The sequence below is a fragment of the Candidatus Limousia pullorum genome (genome assembly GCF_057405065.1).
This window is the reverse complement of record NZ_CM171614.1, coordinates 1,614,308-1,634,595: the sequence shown is the minus strand read 5'-3', so window position 1 is coordinate 1,634,595 and position 20,288 is coordinate 1,614,308. Positions and strand designations below refer to the sequence as shown.

At 53.1% G+C, this 20,288-nt stretch carries 21 protein-coding genes and 1 pseudogene; all 22 read right to left on the bottom strand.

What is annotated here, in order from left to right; all coding sequences use genetic code 11:
- Positions 1-461: 461 nt before the first annotated feature.
- Positions 462-872, bottom strand: coding sequence for a sigma factor-like helix-turn-helix DNA-binding protein (locus tag CGICJO_RS07400; RefSeq protein WP_486498397.1), 411 nt, complete (start codon positions 870-872; stop codon positions 462-464).
- A 259-nt stretch (positions 873-1,131) separates the two neighbouring features.
- A complete protein-coding gene (locus tag CGICJO_RS07395) occupies positions 1,132-1,521 on the bottom strand; it encodes a YbaN family protein (RefSeq protein WP_412378472.1) in 390 nt (129 codons plus the stop codon).
- Positions 1,518-1,859, bottom strand: coding sequence for a nitrous oxide-stimulated promoter family protein (locus tag CGICJO_RS07390; protein ID WP_486498396.1), 342 nt, complete (start codon positions 1,857-1,859; stop codon positions 1,518-1,520). Before CGICJO_RS07390 ends, CGICJO_RS07395 begins: the two co-directional genes overlap by 4 nt.
- Positions 1,859-2,044 (bottom strand): annotated as a pseudogene (locus CGICJO_RS07385) (ABC transporter ATP-binding protein); the annotation flags it as partial. The pseudogene CGICJO_RS07385 and the gene CGICJO_RS07390, both read right to left, overlap by 1 nt.
- A gap of 161 nt (positions 2,045-2,205) precedes the next feature.
- A complete protein-coding gene (locus CGICJO_RS07380; protein WP_486498395.1) occupies positions 2,206-2,589 on the bottom strand; it encodes a DUF6262 family protein in 384 nt (127 codons plus the stop codon).
- A complete protein-coding gene (locus tag CGICJO_RS07375; RefSeq protein WP_486498394.1) occupies positions 2,555-4,069 on the bottom strand; it encodes a tyrosine-type recombinase/integrase in 1,515 nt (504 codons plus the stop codon). Before CGICJO_RS07375 ends, CGICJO_RS07380 begins: the two co-directional genes overlap by 35 nt.
- Entirely contained in the window at positions 4,062-5,792 is a 1,731-nt protein-coding gene (locus CGICJO_RS07370) for a tyrosine-type recombinase/integrase (RefSeq protein WP_486498393.1), read from the bottom strand. Before CGICJO_RS07370 ends, CGICJO_RS07375 begins: the two co-directional genes overlap by 8 nt.
- 16 nt (positions 5,793-5,808) lie before the next feature.
- Complete coding sequence (locus tag CGICJO_RS07365) at positions 5,809-6,924, bottom strand: site-specific integrase (protein ID WP_486498392.1); 1,116 nt, start codon at positions 6,922-6,924, stop codon at positions 5,809-5,811.
- An 84-nt stretch (positions 6,925-7,008) separates the two neighbouring features.
- Positions 7,009-7,398 (bottom strand): type II toxin-antitoxin system PemK/MazF family toxin, encoded by a 390-nt coding sequence (locus CGICJO_RS07360; RefSeq protein ID WP_486498391.1) that lies wholly within the window; start codon positions 7,396-7,398, stop codon positions 7,009-7,011.
- 13 nt (positions 7,399-7,411) lie between these two features.
- Entirely contained in the window at positions 7,412-7,792 is a 381-nt protein-coding gene (locus CGICJO_RS07355) for a hypothetical protein (protein ID WP_242968449.1), read from the bottom strand.
- Positions 7,793-8,317: 525 nt separating this feature from the next.
- Complete coding sequence (locus tag CGICJO_RS07350) at positions 8,318-8,788, bottom strand: RNA polymerase sigma factor (protein ID WP_486498390.1); 471 nt, start codon at positions 8,786-8,788, stop codon at positions 8,318-8,320.
- A 458-nt stretch (positions 8,789-9,246) separates the two neighbouring features.
- The gene (locus CGICJO_RS07345) at positions 9,247-11,343 is read right to left on the bottom strand and encodes an LPXTG cell wall anchor domain-containing protein (RefSeq protein WP_486498389.1); all 2,097 of its coding nucleotides are present in this window, start codon (positions 11,341-11,343) and stop codon (positions 9,247-9,249) included.
- 166 nt (positions 11,344-11,509) lie between these two features.
- The gene (locus CGICJO_RS07340; protein WP_486498388.1) at positions 11,510-12,598 is read right to left on the bottom strand and encodes a hypothetical protein; all 1,089 of its coding nucleotides are present in this window, start codon (positions 12,596-12,598) and stop codon (positions 11,510-11,512) included.
- 68 nt (positions 12,599-12,666) lie between these two features.
- Positions 12,667-13,284 (bottom strand): zinc ribbon domain-containing protein, encoded by a 618-nt coding sequence (locus CGICJO_RS07335; protein WP_087242500.1) that lies wholly within the window; start codon positions 13,282-13,284, stop codon positions 12,667-12,669.
- A gap of 13 nt (positions 13,285-13,297) precedes the next feature.
- On the bottom strand, positions 13,298-13,609 hold the full coding sequence (locus tag CGICJO_RS07330) for a hypothetical protein (RefSeq protein WP_087161955.1): 312 nt from the start codon (positions 13,607-13,609) through the stop codon (positions 13,298-13,300).
- Positions 13,610-13,644: 35 nt separating this feature from the next.
- Positions 13,645-15,795 carry a serine/threonine protein kinase gene (locus CGICJO_RS07325; RefSeq protein ID WP_087379600.1) on the bottom strand — a complete coding sequence of 717 codons (2,151 nt, stop codon included), beginning with the start codon at positions 15,793-15,795 and terminating at the stop codon, positions 13,645-13,647.
- Positions 15,792-15,944 (bottom strand): hypothetical protein, encoded by a 153-nt coding sequence (locus CGICJO_RS07320; RefSeq protein ID WP_158096296.1) that lies wholly within the window; start codon positions 15,942-15,944, stop codon positions 15,792-15,794. The genes CGICJO_RS07325 and CGICJO_RS07320 overlap by 4 nt, the downstream gene beginning before the upstream one ends.
- Before the next feature lie 77 nt (positions 15,945-16,021).
- Positions 16,022-16,465 carry a DUF3592 domain-containing protein gene (locus CGICJO_RS07315; RefSeq protein WP_087379603.1) on the bottom strand — a complete coding sequence of 148 codons (444 nt, stop codon included), beginning with the start codon at positions 16,463-16,465 and terminating at the stop codon, positions 16,022-16,024.
- Between the two features lie 80 nt (positions 16,466-16,545).
- Entirely contained in the window at positions 16,546-17,091 is a 546-nt protein-coding gene (locus tag CGICJO_RS07310) for a DUF3592 domain-containing protein (RefSeq protein ID WP_486498387.1), read from the bottom strand.
- 5 nt (positions 17,092-17,096) lie between these two features.
- On the bottom strand, positions 17,097-19,376 hold the full coding sequence (locus tag CGICJO_RS07305; protein ID WP_486498386.1) for a serine/threonine protein kinase: 2,280 nt from the start codon (positions 19,374-19,376) through the stop codon (positions 17,097-17,099).
- A 64-nt stretch (positions 19,377-19,440) separates the two neighbouring features.
- Positions 19,441-19,839 carry a hypothetical protein gene (locus tag CGICJO_RS07300; protein ID WP_263040796.1) on the bottom strand — a complete coding sequence of 133 codons (399 nt, stop codon included), beginning with the start codon at positions 19,837-19,839 and terminating at the stop codon, positions 19,441-19,443.
- A gap of 119 nt (positions 19,840-19,958) precedes the next feature.
- Positions 19,959-20,285 carry a hypothetical protein gene (locus CGICJO_RS07295; RefSeq protein WP_007048427.1) on the bottom strand — a complete coding sequence of 109 codons (327 nt, stop codon included), beginning with the start codon at positions 20,283-20,285 and terminating at the stop codon, positions 19,959-19,961.
- Between the last annotated feature and the right edge of the window lie 3 nt (positions 20,286-20,288).

Below are 20,288 nucleotides of genomic sequence, written 5' to 3'. Positions count from 1 at the left end.
AATTAAAAGGTTTGATTTTGATGTGCCGTATTCGCTGCTCGCCCCCCGGCAACCTTGGGAACCATACGGGCAGGCTTGCAGTTTACAAACCGTTCACCGGTTCCCCAAAGGTCTTGCTGATTACAACCCAAGGTCGGCCAACCCATCTGACGTGTGGGCAAACGATAATGCGTATCATAATACCCCGCCCAAGGTCGTGGCGAAAAGGGAAACTACTCCCTCTTTCCGGTCAAAATGCATCGTTCAAAACCAACAACACAAACCACCGTCCCACGAATAAATGGGAGGCGGCTTATGTGCAGCTCGTCATGGCGCTTTTTTGTGCGTCGCTCACTCAGACGGGAATGTACCCGCATGGCTGGTATTCTCTTTTCAAGCTACAAGGTGAACGTTTCTTTTTCCCCGTTCGCCCAATAGCCCATGAAAAGAGGCAGAATATAACGCAGGTCATAAATATTTTTTTATTTTTTTCGTAGGCGGTAAATTCGCATATTTACAGCGTACTCATCCATTCCAAAAGCAGACGCTATTTCTTTGCTGCTGTATCCATCCATTTTCATAAAGAGAATTTCGAGGGTAAGCTTGTCCACAGTATGTAACAAAGAAAAAAGTTCCATGTCCTCGATACTATCCAGCAAGGATTCGGTATCCTCAACGGGTAGTTCCAGATCCTGTGCTGAAACCCAATCTGCATAGGGAGACCAATCCACCTGTCGCTGTAGGTATTGGCGTTCCTTATTAAACTGAGCCCAATCGTATGTATGCAGGCGCTGGATGATTTCCTCATCTACGCCGAGTTCTCTGAGTTTCTTTTCTTCTGCTTCTTTCCAGCAGAGCCATTCTTTTTCCGCTTTGGCTTTGTTGTATGCCATAGTTATTTCCTCCGATCAATCTGAAATTTATTGAAAATTCAGATTGTCGGGGGCGGCGACCGACCGCTATGGGTTATCAGCCAGAACTTACTCGATGGAAAATAAAAAAAGCGCAATTGTCCGTAGACAAAAGCGCTTACTGTACATAAATTATATATACCCGATATCTCTAAATGAAACACGGTAAAACTCCCCTAATTGGAGGAGTTTTATTTTGCTTTCCTTTCTTAACCTCCTTCAGGATAAGTCATTTCATATGTTAGCGATTACCATTGGTTTGTTTAATGGTCTTTACCCGGAAAACAAAGTAAAGGATATGGAATACCCAAACACAAGCCAGAACGATCCTTCCCACCGGAACAGCATGCATCATAATAAAGCCGATCGACATTAGAACCGTCACGGTAATCATAATCCGGATTTTGGTCTTCCACGTCATGCCCTGTCCTTTTACATAGCTTTCCAGATTGTTTTTATACAGCTTTGTTCCCGTAAACCAACGGTGCAGTTTTTCAGAGCTTTTGGCAAAGCAAAACGCCGCCAAAAGCAAAAACGGAAAGGCCGGAAGAAGCGGTAGTATGGCCCCCACGGCTCCGAGAGCTAATCCAATACAACCTAAAATTACATATAAAATCTTCTTGATTTTCACCTTGATTCCTCCAGTCGTTTTTTCTCTTTTTTCGATTCTATTACATGGGAAATAACCATCACCGGATGGGAAAACAACATCCTCGGTCCAGAAAACCGCATGACTTCCCGGATTTTCTCCCGCATAACCGGTTTGTAGCAATGCACCTTGCAGTTGGAGCAAAAGGTTTTGGTCTCCATAAACGGGCACTTATCGCTTCTCATCCTGGCATAGGCTTCAAGCTCTGCGCATTCGGGGCAAAGGCCGCCTTTGGTGTGATGTTTTTTTCGGCAGTACAGGGCAATCATCTCTGACACCATCCGCTTTTCCCGTTCCCGCTTATCGGCTGTACTTTTCATCAGCTCATCCTCCCGTGTTCCACCGAATAGACGGTATCGGCAATTCGCATGGTGGACTGCCGGTGAGAGACCAGCACCACGGTTTTGCCCGCCCTCTCTTCCCGCAGGGATTTTAAGATCACCGCTTCGTTTAAGCTGTCCAGATTGCTGGTTGGCTCATCCATTAACTTGGGTATATCTCTCAAAACCATTGACATAACTGGCCTTAACGGTATGCACAAATGTGTTTCATGTCCACTTCCCGTTTCCATTGTAGGCAAAAAAGGAATGCACAGTCAATTCAAACCGTGCATTCCTTTCCATGCTCCCCGGCGCCTCCGGCTCCGATGAGCTATGTATTATCCGATTATAAATTACGGAGCAGCTTGTCGTTCCTCCTGCTTAATGCTTTCTGCATCTTTTCATTTTCTGCCCGCAGCCGCTGATTCTCCTGCTGCAGTTCCCGTATCCTTTCGTGCAGGGCAACGATCTCATTATCCATCGCCATATCCAGAACCGAACGCCTGGGGTCGATCATCCCGACCTGCTGCTCCAGCGCTTTGTCCAGCGCTTGCCGTACCATCGGATTCTTGTAGAAGAACCCCCTCGACAGTCCCGTCTTGGCGATCAGCTTGGGGATCGTGACCTTCTCGCCTTCCTCCACCATCTCGAAGATGGTTCTCCTGGCAAGGTCAATCTTTTCGGCGCTGGCCTTCCTATTGCAGGCGATCATCTTGTCGTATTTGTTCATACTCTGCCTCCCATCCATCTAAGTTATCCAGGATTACCGCAGAGAGCCTTTGTCTGGCCTTTCGCGTCTCATCGGCGAGAAGCTGGTTGCTCATCTTCCGGTAATACTTCACATTTCGAACGCTGCTGTGCCCCAGCAGCTTGGCAATGGTCCAGTCGTCCAGGTGCATCTCGGTCAGCTTCATCCCATAGTAGTGCCGGTAGATATGGGTCCCGAAGCCGAAGATCTCACCGTTGTCATCCCGCAGTTCTTTCTTATAGATCATGTCCGTAATCCGGAACTGTACGGTGGTATATGGCATCGGCCGGCTGGGGTTCTTCTCATCGACGAAGATGTAAGTTGTATCCCCATATTTCTCTTTGGTGTAAGCAATTGCCTTTTTGATCAGCGCCGCAAGCTCTGCACTAATGGGCTTTTCATAGGGCTTGGTTTTCATCTGCCGGATCCGGATGATAATCTCGCCGTTCCGTTCCGACAGGCAATCCGGCGTCAGGGTCAGGGTATCGGATATCCGCGTCCCCAGCATCTGGTGGATAATCATCAGCCGTGCCGTCTGCGCATCCAGCTTTACGATCTCCCGGTTCAGCCGCTTTAGTTCCGCATCTGAATAGGTCTTGAAAGCCGCCTTTGGCGTTGGCGGAATGTCCCTTGTGAGGAACAGTCCGATCAGGTTTGGATAATCGCACATCTGGCCGGTGCTTTCCAGCAGACTGCGCAGCCGGTTCAAATCTGCATGGTAGTGTTTCGTCCCTGTAGCTTCCGTCTTTAGGTAGGTCAGGTATTCCTCTATGATCTCCCGGTTCAGGTCCCGGCAGGACTGCACCTGTGGGTATAGATCTGCCAGATATCTCGACAGGCGTCTGGCTGCCGTTAATTCCTTCTGTACACAGGCAATGGCTTCCCCCTGCAGGTTCAGGTAGATCCCTTTCTTCAGCTCCTGTCGGATGCCATCTTGGGATATCCGCGTAAAATTCAGCGTTCTGACCCGCTTGATTGGATTCTCTCTGTGTTCGATTTCCAGCTTGTCCAGCTCCCAGACATCCTTTTCTTCTTCCCGGCGGGCATCTACTGCTGTGAACTTGAGCATTCGCTCAAAATATCCAATTTCTCTTGCCTTGGATATGTTCTCTTTGCCGGTGGGTCCTCTGCTCCTATAATACAATGGGATGTGTTCCTTGAACATCCATGTCCGGAACTGTTTGACCCAGGTTTCCGGAGCCTTATCCCGCAGGCTGGATTTTGCTGTTGCACATTCTTTCAGGAACCTGCGCACCTTATTGTAGAACTGTTTGTCGCCCTGCATTCTTCCGATGCTTACCTGCGTACTGCGGTATCGGATGAATCCTTCAATCTCTTCCTTTAGTTTAGGCGACGGCAGCCCTGCCAGGTCGTAACAAGGGTTGCGTCCTATGATTCGTGCCAGGCCATCCGGTATTTCCTCCATTCCGTACAGCAGCCGCAGGTATATTTTCTCATCCATCTTTTTCCTCACCTCTCTTGATGTATGACGCCAGGCTGTGCCGGCTGAAGTAGTCTTCACTCGCTTTTTCGATCTTCTTGGGCATGTAGTCGATATACTGCTCGGTCATCTCCTCATAGTCGTGACCGAGGTAATCGCGGATACTCTGCAGGGATACGCCTGAGTCATAGAAGCAGGTCGCTATGGTGTGGCGGTAATCGTGGGAGCGGAAGATGTATTCCCCGTTCTGAATGTCGTTGCGTTCGCAGTATTTCAGCATATTGTAGCGGAAGGTTCCGCTCCGGTAGGGGCCGCCTTTGCTGTTTTGGAACACATAGTCCCCCGCTTTTATGTGGTGCTTTTTCAGGTATACCCGCATCAGCTTATACAGGGCCGCAGGAATTGGGATACGTTTGTAAGTGCGCATTTTGATCTGATAGACCTGAATCCAGGCGTCATCGCCCTGTATGTAGTAGGCGTTCCCTTTCAGGGTACACACCTCGCTGATCCGTAACCCTATACCCCATAGATGCAGATACATCAGCCGGAGGGTTTCAGGGAAGGCATAGAGCTTGGAGAAGATTTCTTCTGTGACCTCCTGTGCCACGCTCCGGTTATGATGCTTCAGTACCGTCTTCTGCAGTAAGCTGTCCGCATCGAAGGGGATTTGTCCGATGAGCTGCCGTACCCGCAGATGGTTGAAGAAGTGCAGGATGCTCATGACGATCTTATTGTAGGTTTCCGCCTGTACCCCCCTCTGCCGCTGCACCCGGAAGTACGCCTCCATCTGCGCCGGCGTTACAGAGCAGATATCGGTATCTTCCGGCTGCTGGATATCATTCAGGAAGCTTCGCAGGTAGATGAGTTCCCCCCGGATCACGCCGACCGACAGGTTGGTGATACCAAGCCCATACCGGATATATCTTTTGAGAAGTTCCCGGTTCCGGCGGTGCGTTACTTCGACAAAGGAGATGCTTAACACAGGGTTTGCGGGATCCATCCGCTCTGGCTGTATGTGGAACCGCTCCATATACCATACATGGGCGTTCCAGTTGATTTCCTCCGCTTGCAGGAACAGCGCTCTTCGGCAGAAGTTGATGATTCCAGGGCGCTTGCTTTCCGTGAGCCGGTTGCTGGGGATTTCACGGAACGCCTGTATCTGCGGCAGTTCCATGGCTTCGATATCCTCGATCCACTGCTCCGTACAAAAGTCATACAGGTCCCGCAGCCCCAACAGGTGGACGCGCCTACCTTCAGGGCTTGTGCTGTTCTCCAGCTCATAATGCAGGATGTCGAACACTTGCCGTTTCATCCTCTCCGGGGCATTTCTGGAAAAATCCCAGACATGCTCGTTTTTCCTTGTGGAATTTCGGAACATGGCCGAAACCTTTGGGTCTGGATGGTATGGCAGGTAGAGGATTCCATTCTCATACCGCGGCCGTGCGACCTTTCCATCCTCCAGGATGTGGAACTCCTGGCTCAGCGCATGCTGTTTGAGCTTGTCAAAGGCCAGCAGGTGATGGCGGATATGCTTCATACCGCTTTGCCCTTCCAGGTAGGCTTCAAAACTTTTTCTTGTTGCATAGTCCAGCTCCGAGAAATCCTGGATCCCTTCCATGACCATGAAGTCGATCACACTGGCTTTATAGCTGATCTGTACCCTGGCGGCTTCCGCTTCCAATCTGGCTCGAAGCGCCTGATTATCCTGTTTTGCTGTTATCTGCCTGAGCGCAGCCGTCGGCATAGCGGTTCACCTCCTCTTACAGCAGATCCTTGATCCCATATAGATCCGAGTGCTTTTCATAAAATTCCCGGCTTGCGGTCATCAGCTGGTTATCCAGGATGCCCAGATATTTGACCGTCGTATCCAGATGCTTATGTCCCAGGGCCAGCTGGATCAGCTCCAGCGCCCAGCCGGCGTCCCGTCTGGACACCGCATAATATCTGCGGAGCATGTGCGGGGTCAGCTTAATGCCGGTTTTTTCCTCCATTCGGTCCAGCATGTCATACACGCTCTCCACCCGCATGGGTTTGCCAGCGGTTTCTCCCCTGATATTAATAAACAGGAGGCTCTGCCGCTGCAGTAACCTCCTGTATTCCGCCAGATAATGCAGCAGGAACTCGAAGGTTTCCCTGCTGATCTTCGCTGAGCGGTATTCCGCATTCTTGGCTCGGGCTTCGTTGTCGTTGTCGTCCCGGAAGTACACCTTGAGGACCTGCTTCTCATAATCGATATCCTTGGTATAATCCACACCCAGGATCTCGCCGATCCGAAATCCGGTCTCTGCCAGCAGCAGGAGCAGCAGCTGATCCCGGAGGTTGGTACAGGCCCGGAGGATATCGATGATCTCCGGCTCTTGCGCCGCCCGCACATTCCGGTCCTTTTCCTTCAGGTACCCCTTGAAAGACTTGGAACGGATCGTCCGTTTGACCCCTACCGCATTGGATACGGTGATCTGGTTGTAAGCCAGCACCCGCAGGGGTTCCGTATATCCGTTATCCGCCAGATATAAAAAGAACCCGAACACATCCTTGAGGTATGCGTTGCAGGTTCCATTTCCCGTCTTCGCTGTTCGATTGTCTGTGATATGCCGTCCCTCCACCAGCCAATAGAGGAACTGCCCGAAGTGGCTGCTCTGTTCCTCAAAGCTCTTTTTTGCCACTTGCAATAGCTCGGTCCCGGTCTGATCCAGATAGTTCAGGTAGTAGCAGATCGAAAGGGCGAGCCGTCTGACCGTGTTTGGCGACCGGTTGGCGTCCGCCTTATGCTTCAGGTACTTGCTCGGCAGGAGAACGATATCGTAGTTTTCCTGGTCTTCGATGTAGTACAGCTTCCGTTTGCCGTCTACGCTGATCCTGATCCAATACCGGTTCATCCGCCTCACTCCTTTCCTTCGACTGCATACACAGTATATACTATCTTTTCGAACATATCCAGGAAAACAACCGATAAAAACGCCCTATTTTTCAGCGTTTTTCCCATCATAACCAACAAGCCCGTCCAATCCGAAGCTGATCAGGATTGCCCGGTCCACAGCGGCCATCCTCTCCCCGTCCAGCCTGCCGATATATGCGCCCAGGCGCATGCGGTCAATGGTCCGCACCTGTTCCAGCATAGCAAAGGACGCAGTCCTCAGCCCTGTGGGCAGCCTGGGCAGCCCGATATGGGTGGGCAGCCTCCGTTTTCTTCTTCTTCTTCTTCTGCTGGTAATGGCAGCGACGATGACCGTGGAACCGTGATGGTTGCCCACATCGTTTTGTATGACCAGCACCGGGCGCCGGCCGCCCTGTTCGCATCCGACCACAGGGGTCAGGTCCGCATAGTAAATGTCCCCTCGCCTGATCTCCATATGCGCCACCTCGCTACTGTGCGCCAGGCTTGTCCTTCTGGGGAGCATACGCCTCAAACGCCGCCCTGCTGACTACGGGGATCTCTTTTGCCCTGCGCCGCCCCATCTGGATCGGCGCCAGCAGGGGCAGGACTCTGCCGCACAGGATCTGGTCTGGGCAGTTCATAATGAACCCGCCCGCAGTATCCAGAATCAGGTTGTCCAGCATGTCGGTCAGGATGATCTTCTCTGCATCGTACTGATGGGCGCCAATAAAGTTGGCGATATTTTCCGGCGTCATCTCCAGGACATATTCCTGCCTGGCTCCGCCGTCCAGCGGATAGATATATGCGTACCCGGCATGCTCTCTGCCAGGGATTTCCTTCTCTACGATGGTTTGTTCCTTCCGTTTCAAACTTCATCCTCCTCTCCCTATGTAGAAAGGCGGCGATCCGTTTTAGGGCAGACCGCCGCCTGTGATATCAATCGTTTTGACCCTTTACCGATACTTGTCCACGACCCCCTCGGTACACGGGAACGCATTTCCCGGCCATGCATTTGGCCTCATTGGAATCTCACCACCCTGTGGTTCTCACAGAGCCGCCCTCGTTGGCTGCGACGGATCACGGTTGACGCCGCTTCACGCTCGGCCTGTCGACTGGACGGAAGTATCTTTAATGCCTCTGCCTTTCATGGCCCTCGCTGCGGGTGCGCCGCAGCGTCGGAGCTTTGCCGGCCTTGGAGGTTTCCTGTATCGGTTGGCCATCCGGGCTTGTGCTCCTGTAGCTTGTCCCTTTCGGGGACAGCAGAGGGAAAGTAGAAAATGCGCTGTACTATGAAATTGTCAAAGAGCAAAGCCCGTTCCCTTGTCACGGGGAAACAGGCGAAGGAGATTGACCCCTTCACCTATAACCTCACTTCCAAGACAAAACACAAACCCCTATTTCAGAAATTCCCGAATTTTTTTCAGCGCCGCACTCACGGACTTCTGTACCGTTTGATAGCTGCATCTTTCCCGTTCCGCAATTTCTTCGTAGGTGAGTCCATCAAAGAAATACATCTGCAGCCTTCTTTTCTGGATTTCCGGCAGCCGCCTGATTCCTTCTCGAAGTGCCTGTGTCTGTAGGGATTCATAAACAGCGTCTTCCACTGTGGCCTGATTCTCCGGCACACGGCGGCTTAAGAGAGCCTCGCTCAGCTCGGTCTGATCCAGATGCCTCTCCTGCTCATTGAGGAAGGAGAGATCGTCCAAGTCAAACCGGTCAAACAGCGCATAGAGCTTTACATCCAGTTCCAACTTGTGCGGGAACCCCTGGCCGTCTTTAAACGAGAGGTAGCATTTCCCATCGACCAATGACAGGGTATAGGGATTATACTTGTCCTTTCTTCTCTTGGGATGTCTGTCATCCATTTTCATATCCTCCAATCAACCGTTTTTTTGAATGAGCCAAAACGATTGATTGGGCGGACTACGGCATCCTATGGAAAAGCCGCATATATAACAAAATGCGCGCCAACAGACGCTATGGTCCGCTTGCGCGCATACAAATTTATGAAGGGATAAGAAGAGGTGTCATGGATGTAATGGGGGTTCATGGCAAGCTCTTTTATAGAATGTAAACCCGAATGTATAAAGAAGAAGCTGTAGATCACTCCTAAGAGCGAAGCTCGTTACTGCCGGGTTTAGGCTATATCGCCATGGTTTCCAGAGAACTAAGCATTCTGTTTTTTGACCATCTGGCCTGCTTCGCCACTTTTTTCATGAGCCATTCTGTCTCCTTCTGCCGGCTGTCAAAACGGGCTGGGTGTAGCCTTTGCACCCAGCCCGCCTGCAGACGCTTTTGCCGGTTTCGTTTCAGTTAATCAGCCTTATTTCCCGGCCGCCGCCTTTTTCCGCCTGTAGAACAGCATTCCCAGCACGCCGCAGGAGGCCAGCATCAGGCCGATCCACAGCGCCATATCGCTGCTGTCGCCGGTCTGCGGGCTTTCTGTTTGCCCAGAAGGCTTGCCCTGCTGTTCGGGCTTGGCTGGATCGGTTGGCTCAGTCGGGTCGGTAGGAGTGGTCGGGTCAGTAGGATCCGTTGGGTCAGTAGGATCCGTTGGGTCAGTAGGATCCGTTGGCTCAGTGGGTTCAACCGGCTCCAAAGAGGAACGAACCTGCACATATTTTTCGTTCTGATACTCTGTGCCGGCAGGATCGCCAATAATTTCCTCAGCCGCAGCAGAATCACCGGCCGCTACAACAGGATCGGTGTAGCCAGATAAGTCAGGTTTCCAGCGCATGGCGCCCTTTCCGCCGCTGGCAGTGACAACCGCTCCGTCGGAGATGGTGAAGATCCCCTTCTGATCGCCGCCCAATTCACCAAAGATATCTTCCTGGCCAGCAAAGATACCATAGTGCTCGCCGCTTGCAGAAGAGGCATTTACTACGGTTCCGGCTCCGCTGACGATGACATCACCGCAGATGCCGTGATCGTTTACGGAAGAAATATTCACCTTCGCTCCGTTAATCGCCGTAAGGTCAGTATTAATGCCCGGAGTGCCGAAACTGGCATCCTGAGTTGCATTGTTCTTCGCATTCAGCGTCGCGCCGTCCACCGTCAGTCCGCCGATTGCTCTGACTGCGGCATATGGCTGATCCTGCTCGTCGCTGGAAAAGTCAACGGTAAGATCTACAGACGCCCCGTCTTCAATGGTAATGGTATTGTTGCCAAACAGGCCGAAATAGGTGCCGCTGGTGGTCAGGCTTCCGTTTCCTTTGACCGTCATAGCCCCGTGGGAATAAACCGCGGAGTGAGAGAAGTCCCCTTCTCCGGTAATCTGATTCTCACCTTTCAGCACAAGGGTAAAGTTCTCTTCCTGCGCCCATACAGCGCCGAAGCCGCTGGATGTCAGCTGGGCGTTATCCAGTGTCAAGGTGTTGGCCGCCGGATCATAGTACGCCGTGGCGCCGTCACCGTCGGCATCACCCAGAATGTCGCTGGCGTTGGCGCTGGTGACGGTGATGCCGTTCACCTTTACCGCATACGTCTGTACCCCGGATGTTTCTACTTCAGCCTTGCACACCGTACAAACCCCGTTTGCTATCTGATGCACTCCGTACTGGTCTTTTTCGGCGCAGCCCTCTGCCGTGCAGGCTTTCCAGTGATATGTGCCGTCGCTGGTCCAGTCTTCCGCCCAGACATGCTCGTGTTGCTCTTTGTATACCAGCCTGAGATCGTAATATTTATCCACCACCTCATGTACCACTACCACAGGTCTTCCCTCACCCTCAGTGTTTATAGACCCTACTGTTCTCGACGATTCGATCCTGGTCAAAACCATTTCCGTCGTCAGGTCTGCTTTTGCGACATCCGCCAGCTCAGGAACCGTTGCCTTATTCTCCTCGAAATAGGCATAGAGCAGATCCATTATGGCTTCTATATCAGCATCATCTGCAGCTTCTATGCCCTCCTTATATAGCTTCTGGTCGCTGCCGGGCAAAGCCACATCTACAACTCCCGTATAATGCTTAATGATCTCCGTGTTGACTTTAATTGAGTCGTCTTCAACGAATGTCTCTTTGCTCGCGCTGCTCCACTCAGTCCATTCCGTCACATCAAAGCTCGCCGGATTGCCCCGATCGCCGGTGCCGGAAATAGCCTCCCGCGCTTTCACCTCCACGCGAAAGTTTGTGGGTTCTGTTAAATCCCCAAACGTTTTAAAGGTATAGTCAGTAGCCTGGCGAACCGTTTCTTTCTCCTTTAGATTCTCATCGACGAAAAGGGACACTTCATACTCAAAGATCTCCAGCTCTCCGATGGGTTCCGGCTGGCTCCAGCTGACTTTCAAACCGCTGTTTGTCCACTCCCGCTTTAAATCTCCCGGAGCAGCCGGCGCACCCGCCGCAAAAGCGGTCATGGGCAGCACTCCCAACACCATACACAGGGAAAGCAGCAACGCCGTCAGTTTCTTTTTTGCTTGCATTTGGTTTCTCCTCCTTGTCAAACAAGATTGCTTATCCTTTGGTATCCACCAAAGGATAGAAGGGATATCCCTTCTTGAAAAAATACCGGCTGCGCCGGGGCGGGCTGTGGATTTTGCACGAAGCCCGCCCGCAGGCGCTTTTGCCGGTTTTGTTTATTACTCAGCCTTATTTCCCGGCCACCGCCTTTTTCCGCCTGTAGAACAGCATCCCCAGCACGCCGCCGCAGGAGGCCATCATCAGGCTGATCCACAGCGCCATATCGCTGCTGTCCCCAGTCTGGGGGCTGCCGGTTCCCGCTGCAGGGATGGCTTCAGTCTGCACATATTCACAGACCGCACAGCCGCGCTCTCTGGAACCTTCTTCGGTCTCGGTGGCCTCTTTGGTTACTTTCCAATCGCCGTAGGTATGGGTGGCCACATTCAACCTTTCGCCGCAGGAGCATTCCTGCCAGTGCTCGGTATCGTCATATTTCCATGCTTCATCATGGATGCTGTGTTCATGAACCGGAATCGTCTCTTCCTGCGTATATTTGCAGATGGAGCAGGTACGTTCTCTGGAACCTGTTTCGGTTGTGGTAGGCTCCTTTGTTATCGTCCAATCACCGAAAGTATGGTTGCCCACTTCAGTTTTCTCGCCGCAGCGGCATTCCTTCCAGTGCTGGGTTTCATCCTTCTGCCAGTCGCCGTAGCTGTGCTCATGTTCAAGCATTGGAATGGTTTCGGTCTGCACATAGTCGCAGACCGTGCAGTCACGCTCTCTGGAACCAGCCTCGGTTTCGGTGGCCGGCTTTGTCTCTCTCCAATCGCCGTAACTGTGCTTGGCCACATTCAGCCTTTCGCCGCAGGAGCACGCCTGCCAGTGCTGTGCCGCGTCGTGCTTTTGGGTATAGCTGTGCTCATGGGGCGGTTCGGCTTCTCCGACGTCCGCCACCATATACTGGCCGTCCGGGTCGCCCACGATCATGATCCATCTGGCACGCACCCGTATGGTGTACTCCTCCTGCGGCCGCGTCACCACATCGTTTGTGAAAAACAAATAGGTGTCGATTTCCACTGCCTTGGACTCGACCACATCGTCGCCCAGCAGCAGCTGTGCCTCGTATTCAAAGCTATCGCCGGAGGCCGCTCCTGCCGGCCGGCCCCACTGCACCTGGTTTTGGTAGCCCGACCAGCGGGGGTTCCCTGGCACATATTCCCCCGCCGCCGAAACTGACAGGGGAAGGGCCGCGATCATCAGGCATACCGCCAGCAGCATACTGAAAAGCCATGCGCCTTTTTGCCGCCCCGGCGGTTTTTTCCCTGCGCATACGCAATCTCCTCCCTTTATCGCACCGGAGCGCCCTGCGAGGAAAGCGGTGCTCCGCATGCTCCGCAGAAGCGGCTTCCGGGCGGTATCTCCGCCCCGCACTGGGGGCATTTGTTTTCCAGCTTCGCCCCGCAGTTGTTGCAGAATTTGGCGCCGGCCGCACACTGGGTTTTGCAGGCGGGGCAAACCACCATACCCGCGTTCAGTTCCGCCCCGGCGTTTCGCACCACCACCGAGCGGCCGCCGGAGACGATGCACTGCTCAATCACCTGGAAAATCTCTTCCGGCAGCTTTTTCTGCTTGTAGGCGCCCACACCGGCAGTCACCGCCAGCGGCCATGCGATAAACCATCCCAGCGCGCCGGCGCCGATCTTATCCGACCATTCGCCCTGACCCACGGTGACGTTTAAGTTGTCATCCATCCGGATCATCTGCACCGTCGTAGCCATCCTCATGCCGGCAATGGTCTTCCAGCCGTCTTTTTCCTGACGGCCCTGCACCACATAGCCTTCTGTGGTTTCGGCACTCTGTACCTCCATCCCCTTAGCGGATGAAAGGAACGCCTCCACCGCGTTTGCCACCACCTGGGTACTCATGCCGGCAGGCAGCCGGAATACTCTCGATTCATTTGCCATCTCGTCTTCCTCCTCATTCTAAAGCCTGTACTTCATCGATATGCTGCAGTACGCTGTCTGCCAGATAACGTACTGCCAGCTGTTTTTCCTCCTCACTCAGGCCGCTTGCCGGACGGAGCATGGAAACATGGAGGATCGATGTGTTGATGGTCTGTTCCGTCACGGCAAAGGCGTACTCACTGGTATGCCCCAGCACCTTCGCCTCCGCCTTGATATCGCCGACCAGCGCCTGCTCGTATTGGCAGCCCATCCGGTCCAGCACGTCAAAGACGGCGTACACAGCCATGCGGCGGGGACAGTTGACATTTCTTTTTAGACTCAGCACTTTTTTCTCCTTTCCCCCGGAAACGGGGCTGTCATCTATTTCACAGGTCGAATCGTATTGGTCACATCCAACAGCATTCCGTCGAAAAGCTCGTCTTCTGTTGCTGCACCGATAAGAATCACAAACACCAAGCCGCCGTACTCGCCGCCGTAAACGCTGAGATAGGCGTCATATTCAGTATAGGTGTACTCATCAACAATCCAGTCAATTCCGCCGCTCTTGTATTGCCAACGTTCTTTTCGCGGTTGAAAAGATTCTTTGACCAGTACTTCCGCAATACCATCCATCCAGATTTCCTTATTGAAAGTATCGCTTATCTGCTGACTTTGCACTTCCACACCAACCGCAGCCGTACTTTTCTCCATCCTTAGCCGGCTTTCTCCGAGCACAGTAAACTGAATCTCGCTCTCGTCCTCCCAATAGAGGAATTGAAACGGGAGATTTTCATCATAAAATCGCTGGTAAATTGTGCCCGCCGGACCGTTGCTTCGGAAGGAATCCATTGCTGCAAAGATTTCCGCCTGCGCCTTCTCATCCCCCTGAGGATAGGAGCCGATAAGATTGTAGCAGCCAAACCCATTCTGGCATTCGATGAACGCCGCCAAAAATTCCATGGTTGTGCCTCCGCTTTCGGTAGCAGAAAACTGGATCAAGTAGGTGTCCAAAGAACTGCCCTCCCGGTAACCCCGGCTGAGGATCTCATGCTTTGTGATATTGGTGCTCTCCAGCAGGCCGATATAATACTGGACATATTTCTCCGCGTTCTCCTCCACATCAGAAAGGGTATACACCGGAAAACCGGCGGCCTTATCGTAAAATCCCACCTGCAGGGTAGCGCTCCCATCCGATGAAGCAAAAGCTCCGCTGCCGGACTCTGTTTCTGCATACCCCTGGGGGATCCCCATGGTGATATTCAGATACTCCTGAGCGTAGTCCTGCAAGGCGACATCGTCTACGCCCTCGGGTTCCTGCACTGTTATATCGAAAGGAGTGCCGGATGGCCCGTCAGAAGAACCCGGCTCTGCTTTCCCGCCGGTCAGCGCACCGATCCCCGCTACTGCTCCCCAGACGCCCAGACCCAGCACAGCAACGCACAGCACCAGCGCCGTGATCTGTACCCCGATATGGCTCCGCCGGAATCTGGTCCAAAGCCCCGGCTTTCCATCGGAACCTGCAGCCGTTTGACCGGATGGCACAGCCATGGTACGGTGATGGAAAGACGCCGGGGTTTTCCCGGTAATCCCTTCAATAAAGGCCTCCATGGTGGAGAAACGATCCTCCGCTTTTACCGCGAGCGCCTTCATGATCGCCTGTTCCACCTGCGGAGGCAGGGGAACGCCCAGTTCCGAGGGCTTTTTCAGCGTATCGTTATGGACCCGCATGATGGAATCCGGCGGCAGCTCCCCGGTCACGCAGCGGTACAGGGTGGCGCCCATGGCGTATACATCCGTCCACGGCCCCTGGTTCCCCTTACTGGAATACTGCTCCTCCGGCGCGTAGCCATGTTTCAGGATGACCGACACGCTTTTTTCATCTCCGATAGAAAACCGGGCCGCGCCGAAATCCAGCAGCTTGCTCTCTCCCTTGGAGGTAATGGAGATGTTGTCCGGGCTGATATCCCGGTGGGTCAGGTTCAGGGCATGAACCTGCGTCAACGCCTGCATCACCGGCATCAGGATGGTCAGCGCCTGGTCATAGGGAATCTTCCCGCCCTGGGATGCAACGTATGCCTTCAGGCTCATGCCGTCGATATATTCCATCACGAAATAGGCCGTGTTGTTTTCCTTAAAATAATTCTGCACTGACACGATGTTCGGCGTATTCTGCAGTTTGGCAAGGATCCGCGCTTCCTCTAAAAAGCGCTCCATGCCGTTTTGATAGTCCTCCTGGCCCCGGCCGGTCAGCGCCACGCTGTACTTATCGGAATGCCGGGTAGCAAGACCGGAGGGCATATACTCCTTGACGGCTACCTTAATCTCCAGCGTCAGGTCATAGCCCAGATAGGTGATGCCGAACCCGCCCACGCCCAGAACCTTTCCGGTCATGTAGCGGCCGTTCAGCAGCGTTCCCATGGGCAGCGCCAGAAACGGCTGTTCCTCCTCCGCATTAAACCCGCAGTGAGGGCATACAGGGAAACCGTCCGGCTTTTCCTGAAAGCAGCCATAGCAGATATGTTCCAAGTTCATGTTTTTCTCCTCTTCTCTTTGTTTCCGGCCTGGCCTTTCCCCCGCCGCAGCAGAAAGTCTGCCAGCGGCAGAAAAACCAGCGCCATCAGTGCGATCAGGCCCTGCTCTTCCAGAATGAACGGAAAGACCTTCATCATCTCCTCAATCAAGGGCTGTTTCTCCCTTTCCTCCAGACAAACCGAACAGAATACGGCCCCAGCGTCTTGGATCGTCGCAATCTATAACTCTAATAAAAATACTCTAATAAAAAACAGGCGATGGGCGTTCCCACAATCATAAGCCACCCGACGCACAGAAGGCAGATCTGAGTCATCCGATACATCTTGACATCGGCGGGACAGAAGTATTTTTCCGGATCAGATGGGTCAATGTAAATCTCCACCTCAGTTCCGATCTTCTTCTGCGCCTGATGATAGGCCAAATCGATGCCGGTGTTTTTTTGATAGACGCAGCCCATATACTCGTATTGGTATATCATAAAATAATGGTAGGAATGCTTGATCCGAATCCTCAGCGGTTCGATGACGGTCGCTTTTAGAAAAACCGTGCAGCCGCTCCCTCTCTGCGTCTTTTTCTTGTAAAAGTGGGCAAGCACGAAAAATAACGCGTAAAGCGGATATGTTATCGCGCATACAATCAGAATCAACGCAATATCCTCTGCAAAATTCATACGTCCCCCTCCTTTCCGCCCGCACCAATCTTTTTTAGGGAAACCGCCTGCCGCAGGTTTCGCTGCGGCAGGCGCTGAAGCTATATTGTTAGCCACATGACTCCAATCATAATCAAAACCGCAATGACGAGAAGAGCGACGATCAGGTAGGCAAGGCGCTGCTGAAAGTAATCCTTTTCCTCCTCCAGGCAGTAAAAGCTGGTAGGTTTGGCCGGATCGATAAAAAGCGTAAGCTCCGTTCCCACCTTTTTCCGGGCCTGTTCCTCCATTGCCGGGACATTGCCGATCTGTTCATAGGTCTCACCCCGGTAGGTATACCGGTACACGGGATAATAATAGAGTCCCAGCATCGCCATCTTCACCCCGAGGGAGGCCGCCCGCCTTCCCGTGCCGCCCGCTCCGCTCAGAAAGTGCGCCGCGGAAACACCCCCTGCGGCTTTCAGCATGCGGTGCTTGTTTCTGGCGTGATAGTTTCCCACGTCCACAATGGCCGCCCGGCATTCCGCCGTGCAGGCTCTCTTCTTCTCCGTCGTTTTTCTTTTCTTCCTGTAGAACAGCCAGACGGAAACCAGAAGCGTGACAAGGCCGATGCCGCTCAGAACGAGAATTAGAATAAGATCTTCCATGCTGGTTATCCCTCCCATGCACGGACGGACGCCATGGCCTGTTGATACAAAGCGACAACCGCATCTTTGTTGGAGCTGTTGAACATGCAGCTAACAGCGTAACACTTGCCGTCGATCATGGCGGAGGCAACACTGAACGTAAATTCATTCATGGTCCAATCCATGCACAGCCATTCCACACCGCCCAACTGCGACGTGTATGTTTCACCTACGGAAACGCCTGCGCTAGACGCCACGTCTCTCTGAAACTGCAAGACCTCCTCCGGGCTGCTCATTCCCAGCTGGCCGGCATTCCCTATTTCCACAATCCCGCTGTCCGGCGTAGCGCTCCCAAAGCCGGCTTCCATTGCCGCGTCCGTTGGGTAAATAACCAATTCGGCCGCCGCTCCGGCCTCTCCCAGGTTAACAGTCGTGTCCATCACGCGTCCTGCTGCCACGGCATCGTCCACAATCACCTTGACGCCGCTCTTAGAGCCATAGTACATCTTGTACGTTGTCTCCGGCGCACCGTTGCTCTTAAAGGACTGGATAATGGAATGGATTTCCGCTTCGGCGGCTTTGTCCCCCTTGGGATAGCTCGTGATGATGAAATAACAGCCGAAATCATACCCCTCCACCGCCATAATGACCACTTCGTTGGAGACGCCTTCGCTGTCGGTGCCTTCAAGATAGATTTGATAGGCGCCTGCGCTTCCCACCTGATCGGGTCCGGCAGCAAGGATCTGATAATCCGAAACTTCAAACAGGTTCTGCATCAGGTTGGCGGCAATAGCTTCTCTCTGGGATTCCACATCGGCAAGGGAGTAGATGGGTCCGTCAATGTTCCAAAGATAATCCATCATCATACCGCAGCCTTTAGCCTCATTGATAAAAATCGTCTCCTCCTCAACCCTCGTATAATCCGACGGGATCTCAATCGTAGCGTTGAGGATGCCAAGATCCTGCGCCACCATTTCCGCTGGAGGTTCTGTAGTAGGCTCTGGGTCTGTTGTCGGTTCCGGATTACTCGTCTGCGGTTGGCTGATGACAGGCGTATTCCCACCGCCGCCCCCTCCTGTCGGCCTTTTTTCCCCTCCGCCGGAAAGCGCGATAGGAAGGATAATACAAAGGGCGATCACCGCCAGCAGCCCACCGCCGGAAACCCAGGCAACCACCGGATTGGCTTTCATATAGGAAAGGAACCGGGAGAACGCAGAGGGCTTTCCTGCCGCAGCACCCCCGCCGTTATAGGCGGGCTGCTGATAGGCAGTCTGCCCGTAGCCTTCCTGCCTGTAAGCGGTAGCCTGGGTGCGCTGGCTAATGCTGGCCGCCACCTGATCCTGTACGGAAACGCGCCCGTTCAGTGCCCCGATGAATGCCTCCATATTGGGGAAACGATCCTCGGTTTTTACCGCCAACGCTTTCATGATGGCGTTTTCCACATTAGCCGGAATACGGAACCCCAGCTCCGACGGCCTTTTCATGGTATCCCCATGGATCCGTTCCACCGAATCTGGCGGAAGCTGCCCGGTAATGCAGCGGTACAGGGTAGCGCCCATGGCGTAAACATCCGTCCACGGTCCCTGATTGCCGTGGCTGGAATACTGTTCCTCCGGCGCGTAGCCATGTTTTAAGATGACCGACACGCTCTTGCCGTCCCCCAGTGCGAACCGCGCCGCGCCGAAATCCAGCAGACGGCTTTCGCCTTTGGATGTGATATAGATATTGTCCGGGCTGATGTCCCGGTGCAGGAGGTTCAGCGCATGCACCTGAACCAGCGCTTCCATGATCGGCTGCAGAATGGCAATCGCCTGGTTATAGGGGATCTTATCCCCGTTTTTTGCCAGGTAGGCTTTCAGGCTCATACCGTCTATGTACTCCATCACAAAGTATGCGGTGCCGTTCTCTTTGAAATAGTTCTGCACCGATACGATATGCGGGGTGTTTTGCAGCTTGGCAAGGATCTTCGCTTCATCCAAAAAGCGCTCCATACCGTACTGATAATCCTCCTCCACCCGTCCGGTCAGCGCCACACTGTAGTGGTCCGGATGCCTTGTGGCCAGGGCGGAGGGCATATATTCTTTAATCGCAACCTTGATCTCCAGTGTCAGGTCGTATCCCAGATAGGTGATACCGAACCCGCCAATGCCAAGCACCTTTCCTACCAGATATCTCCCGTTTAGGATCGTACCCAGGGGCAGCGCAAGATAGGGTTGCTCGTCGTTCTCATTAAATCCGCATCGGGGGCATGGAATCCCCGGTTCTTTTTCCGCGAAACAGCCATAACAAACACGTTCCGGATTCATTCTCCCACCTCCTCAAGCAATGTATTTTAAGTATAAAACGATGTATTTTGATAGCAAAATACAGTCACTCCTTCCGATTTTTGGACCAGGCATCGTAACACAGATCACCCAGCAGGAGCAATCCCAGCGCCACCAGAAACCCGATCCACCCGCCCCAGCCCACTAAAGGAAAAAGTGCAAAGGCAACTCCCAGCACAGACCAGATAAGGGCGCTGATTACACGTTCCCTATTCTCAGAGGGGCAGGAAAAGTACCGGGGATTCTTTTCATCCACAAAGAGCACCTCATAACTACCGACTTTGATTTCGTCCTTTTTGGAATACTCTACCCGGGATACTACCCGATACTCCTGTCCATCCAATGTGTACTGGTAGACCGGATGGTATTTATAGTTGATAATGAAGAAATCGGTGAAATCGTCGTCTGTCCAGCTGACGTCCACATCGCAGATGACGGCGTTCACTCTTCTCCGGCAGCGACGCTTTGACCGTACAGTCCGACAGAATGCCAAAATGATTCCGAAGAGAAACAAACATACTCCAAGGGCAAAGAACAAAATATCCCCCATCGCGTCCGTTGCATTCATGCTCCAAACGATTTTATCTCAGCTATGACAAAGAGTTCCTCCGATACCTGCCGCACCCGGTCGACATGCCGCAAGAGCAGCGCCTCCAGCCATTTTTCTGCATTGGCCGCTTTTAGAAATTCAATCTGTACTTCCAGGGGTTCAATGTAGAACTCACCTGCATACGCCAGCGCCCCTTCACCTTCCGACAGCGCCGGGAACTCGTGGAGTTCTTTCATTTCACCGTCTGCAGTCAGGTGGAAGACAGCCGCCAGTTCCCGGCCGGCGGCGTCCTCTCCCCACGCTTCCTGGATTCTTCCGTTTTTTAAACAATACCCTGCCATAAC

Bases quoted from the DNA above. Each gene is read 5' to 3' on its own strand.
- CGICJO_RS07400 (WP_486498397.1), bottom strand. From the start codon at position 872: ATGGCATACAACAAAGCCAAAGCGGAAAAAGAATGGCTCTGCTGGAAA.
- CGICJO_RS07390 (WP_486498396.1), bottom strand. From the start codon at position 1,859: ATGAAAAGTACAGCCGATAAGCGGGAACGGGAAAAGCGGATGGTGTCA.
- CGICJO_RS07380 (WP_486498395.1), bottom strand. From the start codon at position 2,589: ATGAACAAATACGACAAGATGATCGCCTGCAATAGGAAGGCCAGCGCC.
- CGICJO_RS07375 (WP_486498394.1), bottom strand. From the start codon at position 4,069: ATGGATGAGAAAATATACCTGCGGCTGCTGTACGGAATGGAGGAAATA.
- CGICJO_RS07370 (WP_486498393.1), bottom strand. From the start codon at position 5,792: ATGCCGACGGCTGCGCTCAGGCAGATAACAGCAAAACAGGATAATCAG.
- CGICJO_RS07365 (WP_486498392.1), bottom strand. From the start codon at position 6,924: ATGAACCGGTATTGGATCAGGATCAGCGTAGACGGCAAACGGAAGCTG.
- CGICJO_RS07360 (WP_486498391.1), bottom strand. From the start codon at position 7,398: ATGGAGATCAGGCGAGGGGACATTTACTATGCGGACCTGACCCCTGTG.
- CGICJO_RS07350 (WP_486498390.1), bottom strand. From the start codon at position 8,788: ATGGATGACAGACATCCCAAGAGAAGAAAGGACAAGTATAATCCCTAT.
- CGICJO_RS07345 (WP_486498389.1), bottom strand. From the start codon at position 11,343: ATGCAAGCAAAAAAGAAACTGACGGCGTTGCTGCTTTCCCTGTGTATG.
- CGICJO_RS07340 (WP_486498388.1), bottom strand. From the start codon at position 12,598: ATGCTGCTGGCGGTATGCCTGATGATCGCGGCCCTTCCCCTGTCAGTT.
- CGICJO_RS07335 (WP_087242500.1), bottom strand. From the start codon at position 13,284: ATGGCAAATGAATCGAGAGTATTCCGGCTGCCTGCCGGCATGAGTACC.
- CGICJO_RS07325 (WP_087379600.1), bottom strand. From the start codon at position 15,795: ATGAACTTGGAACATATCTGCTATGGCTGCTTTCAGGAAAAGCCGGAC.
- CGICJO_RS07315 (WP_087379603.1), bottom strand. From the start codon at position 16,465: ATGAATTTTGCAGAGGATATTGCGTTGATTCTGATTGTATGCGCGATA.
- CGICJO_RS07310 (WP_486498387.1), bottom strand. From the start codon at position 17,091: ATGGAAGATCTTATTCTAATTCTCGTTCTGAGCGGCATCGGCCTTGTC.
- CGICJO_RS07305 (WP_486498386.1), bottom strand. From the start codon at position 19,376: ATGAATCCGGAACGTGTTTGTTATGGCTGTTTCGCGGAAAAAGAACCG.
- CGICJO_RS07295 (WP_007048427.1), bottom strand. From the start codon at position 20,285: ATGGCAGGGTATTGTTTAAAAAACGGAAGAATCCAGGAAGCGTGGGGA.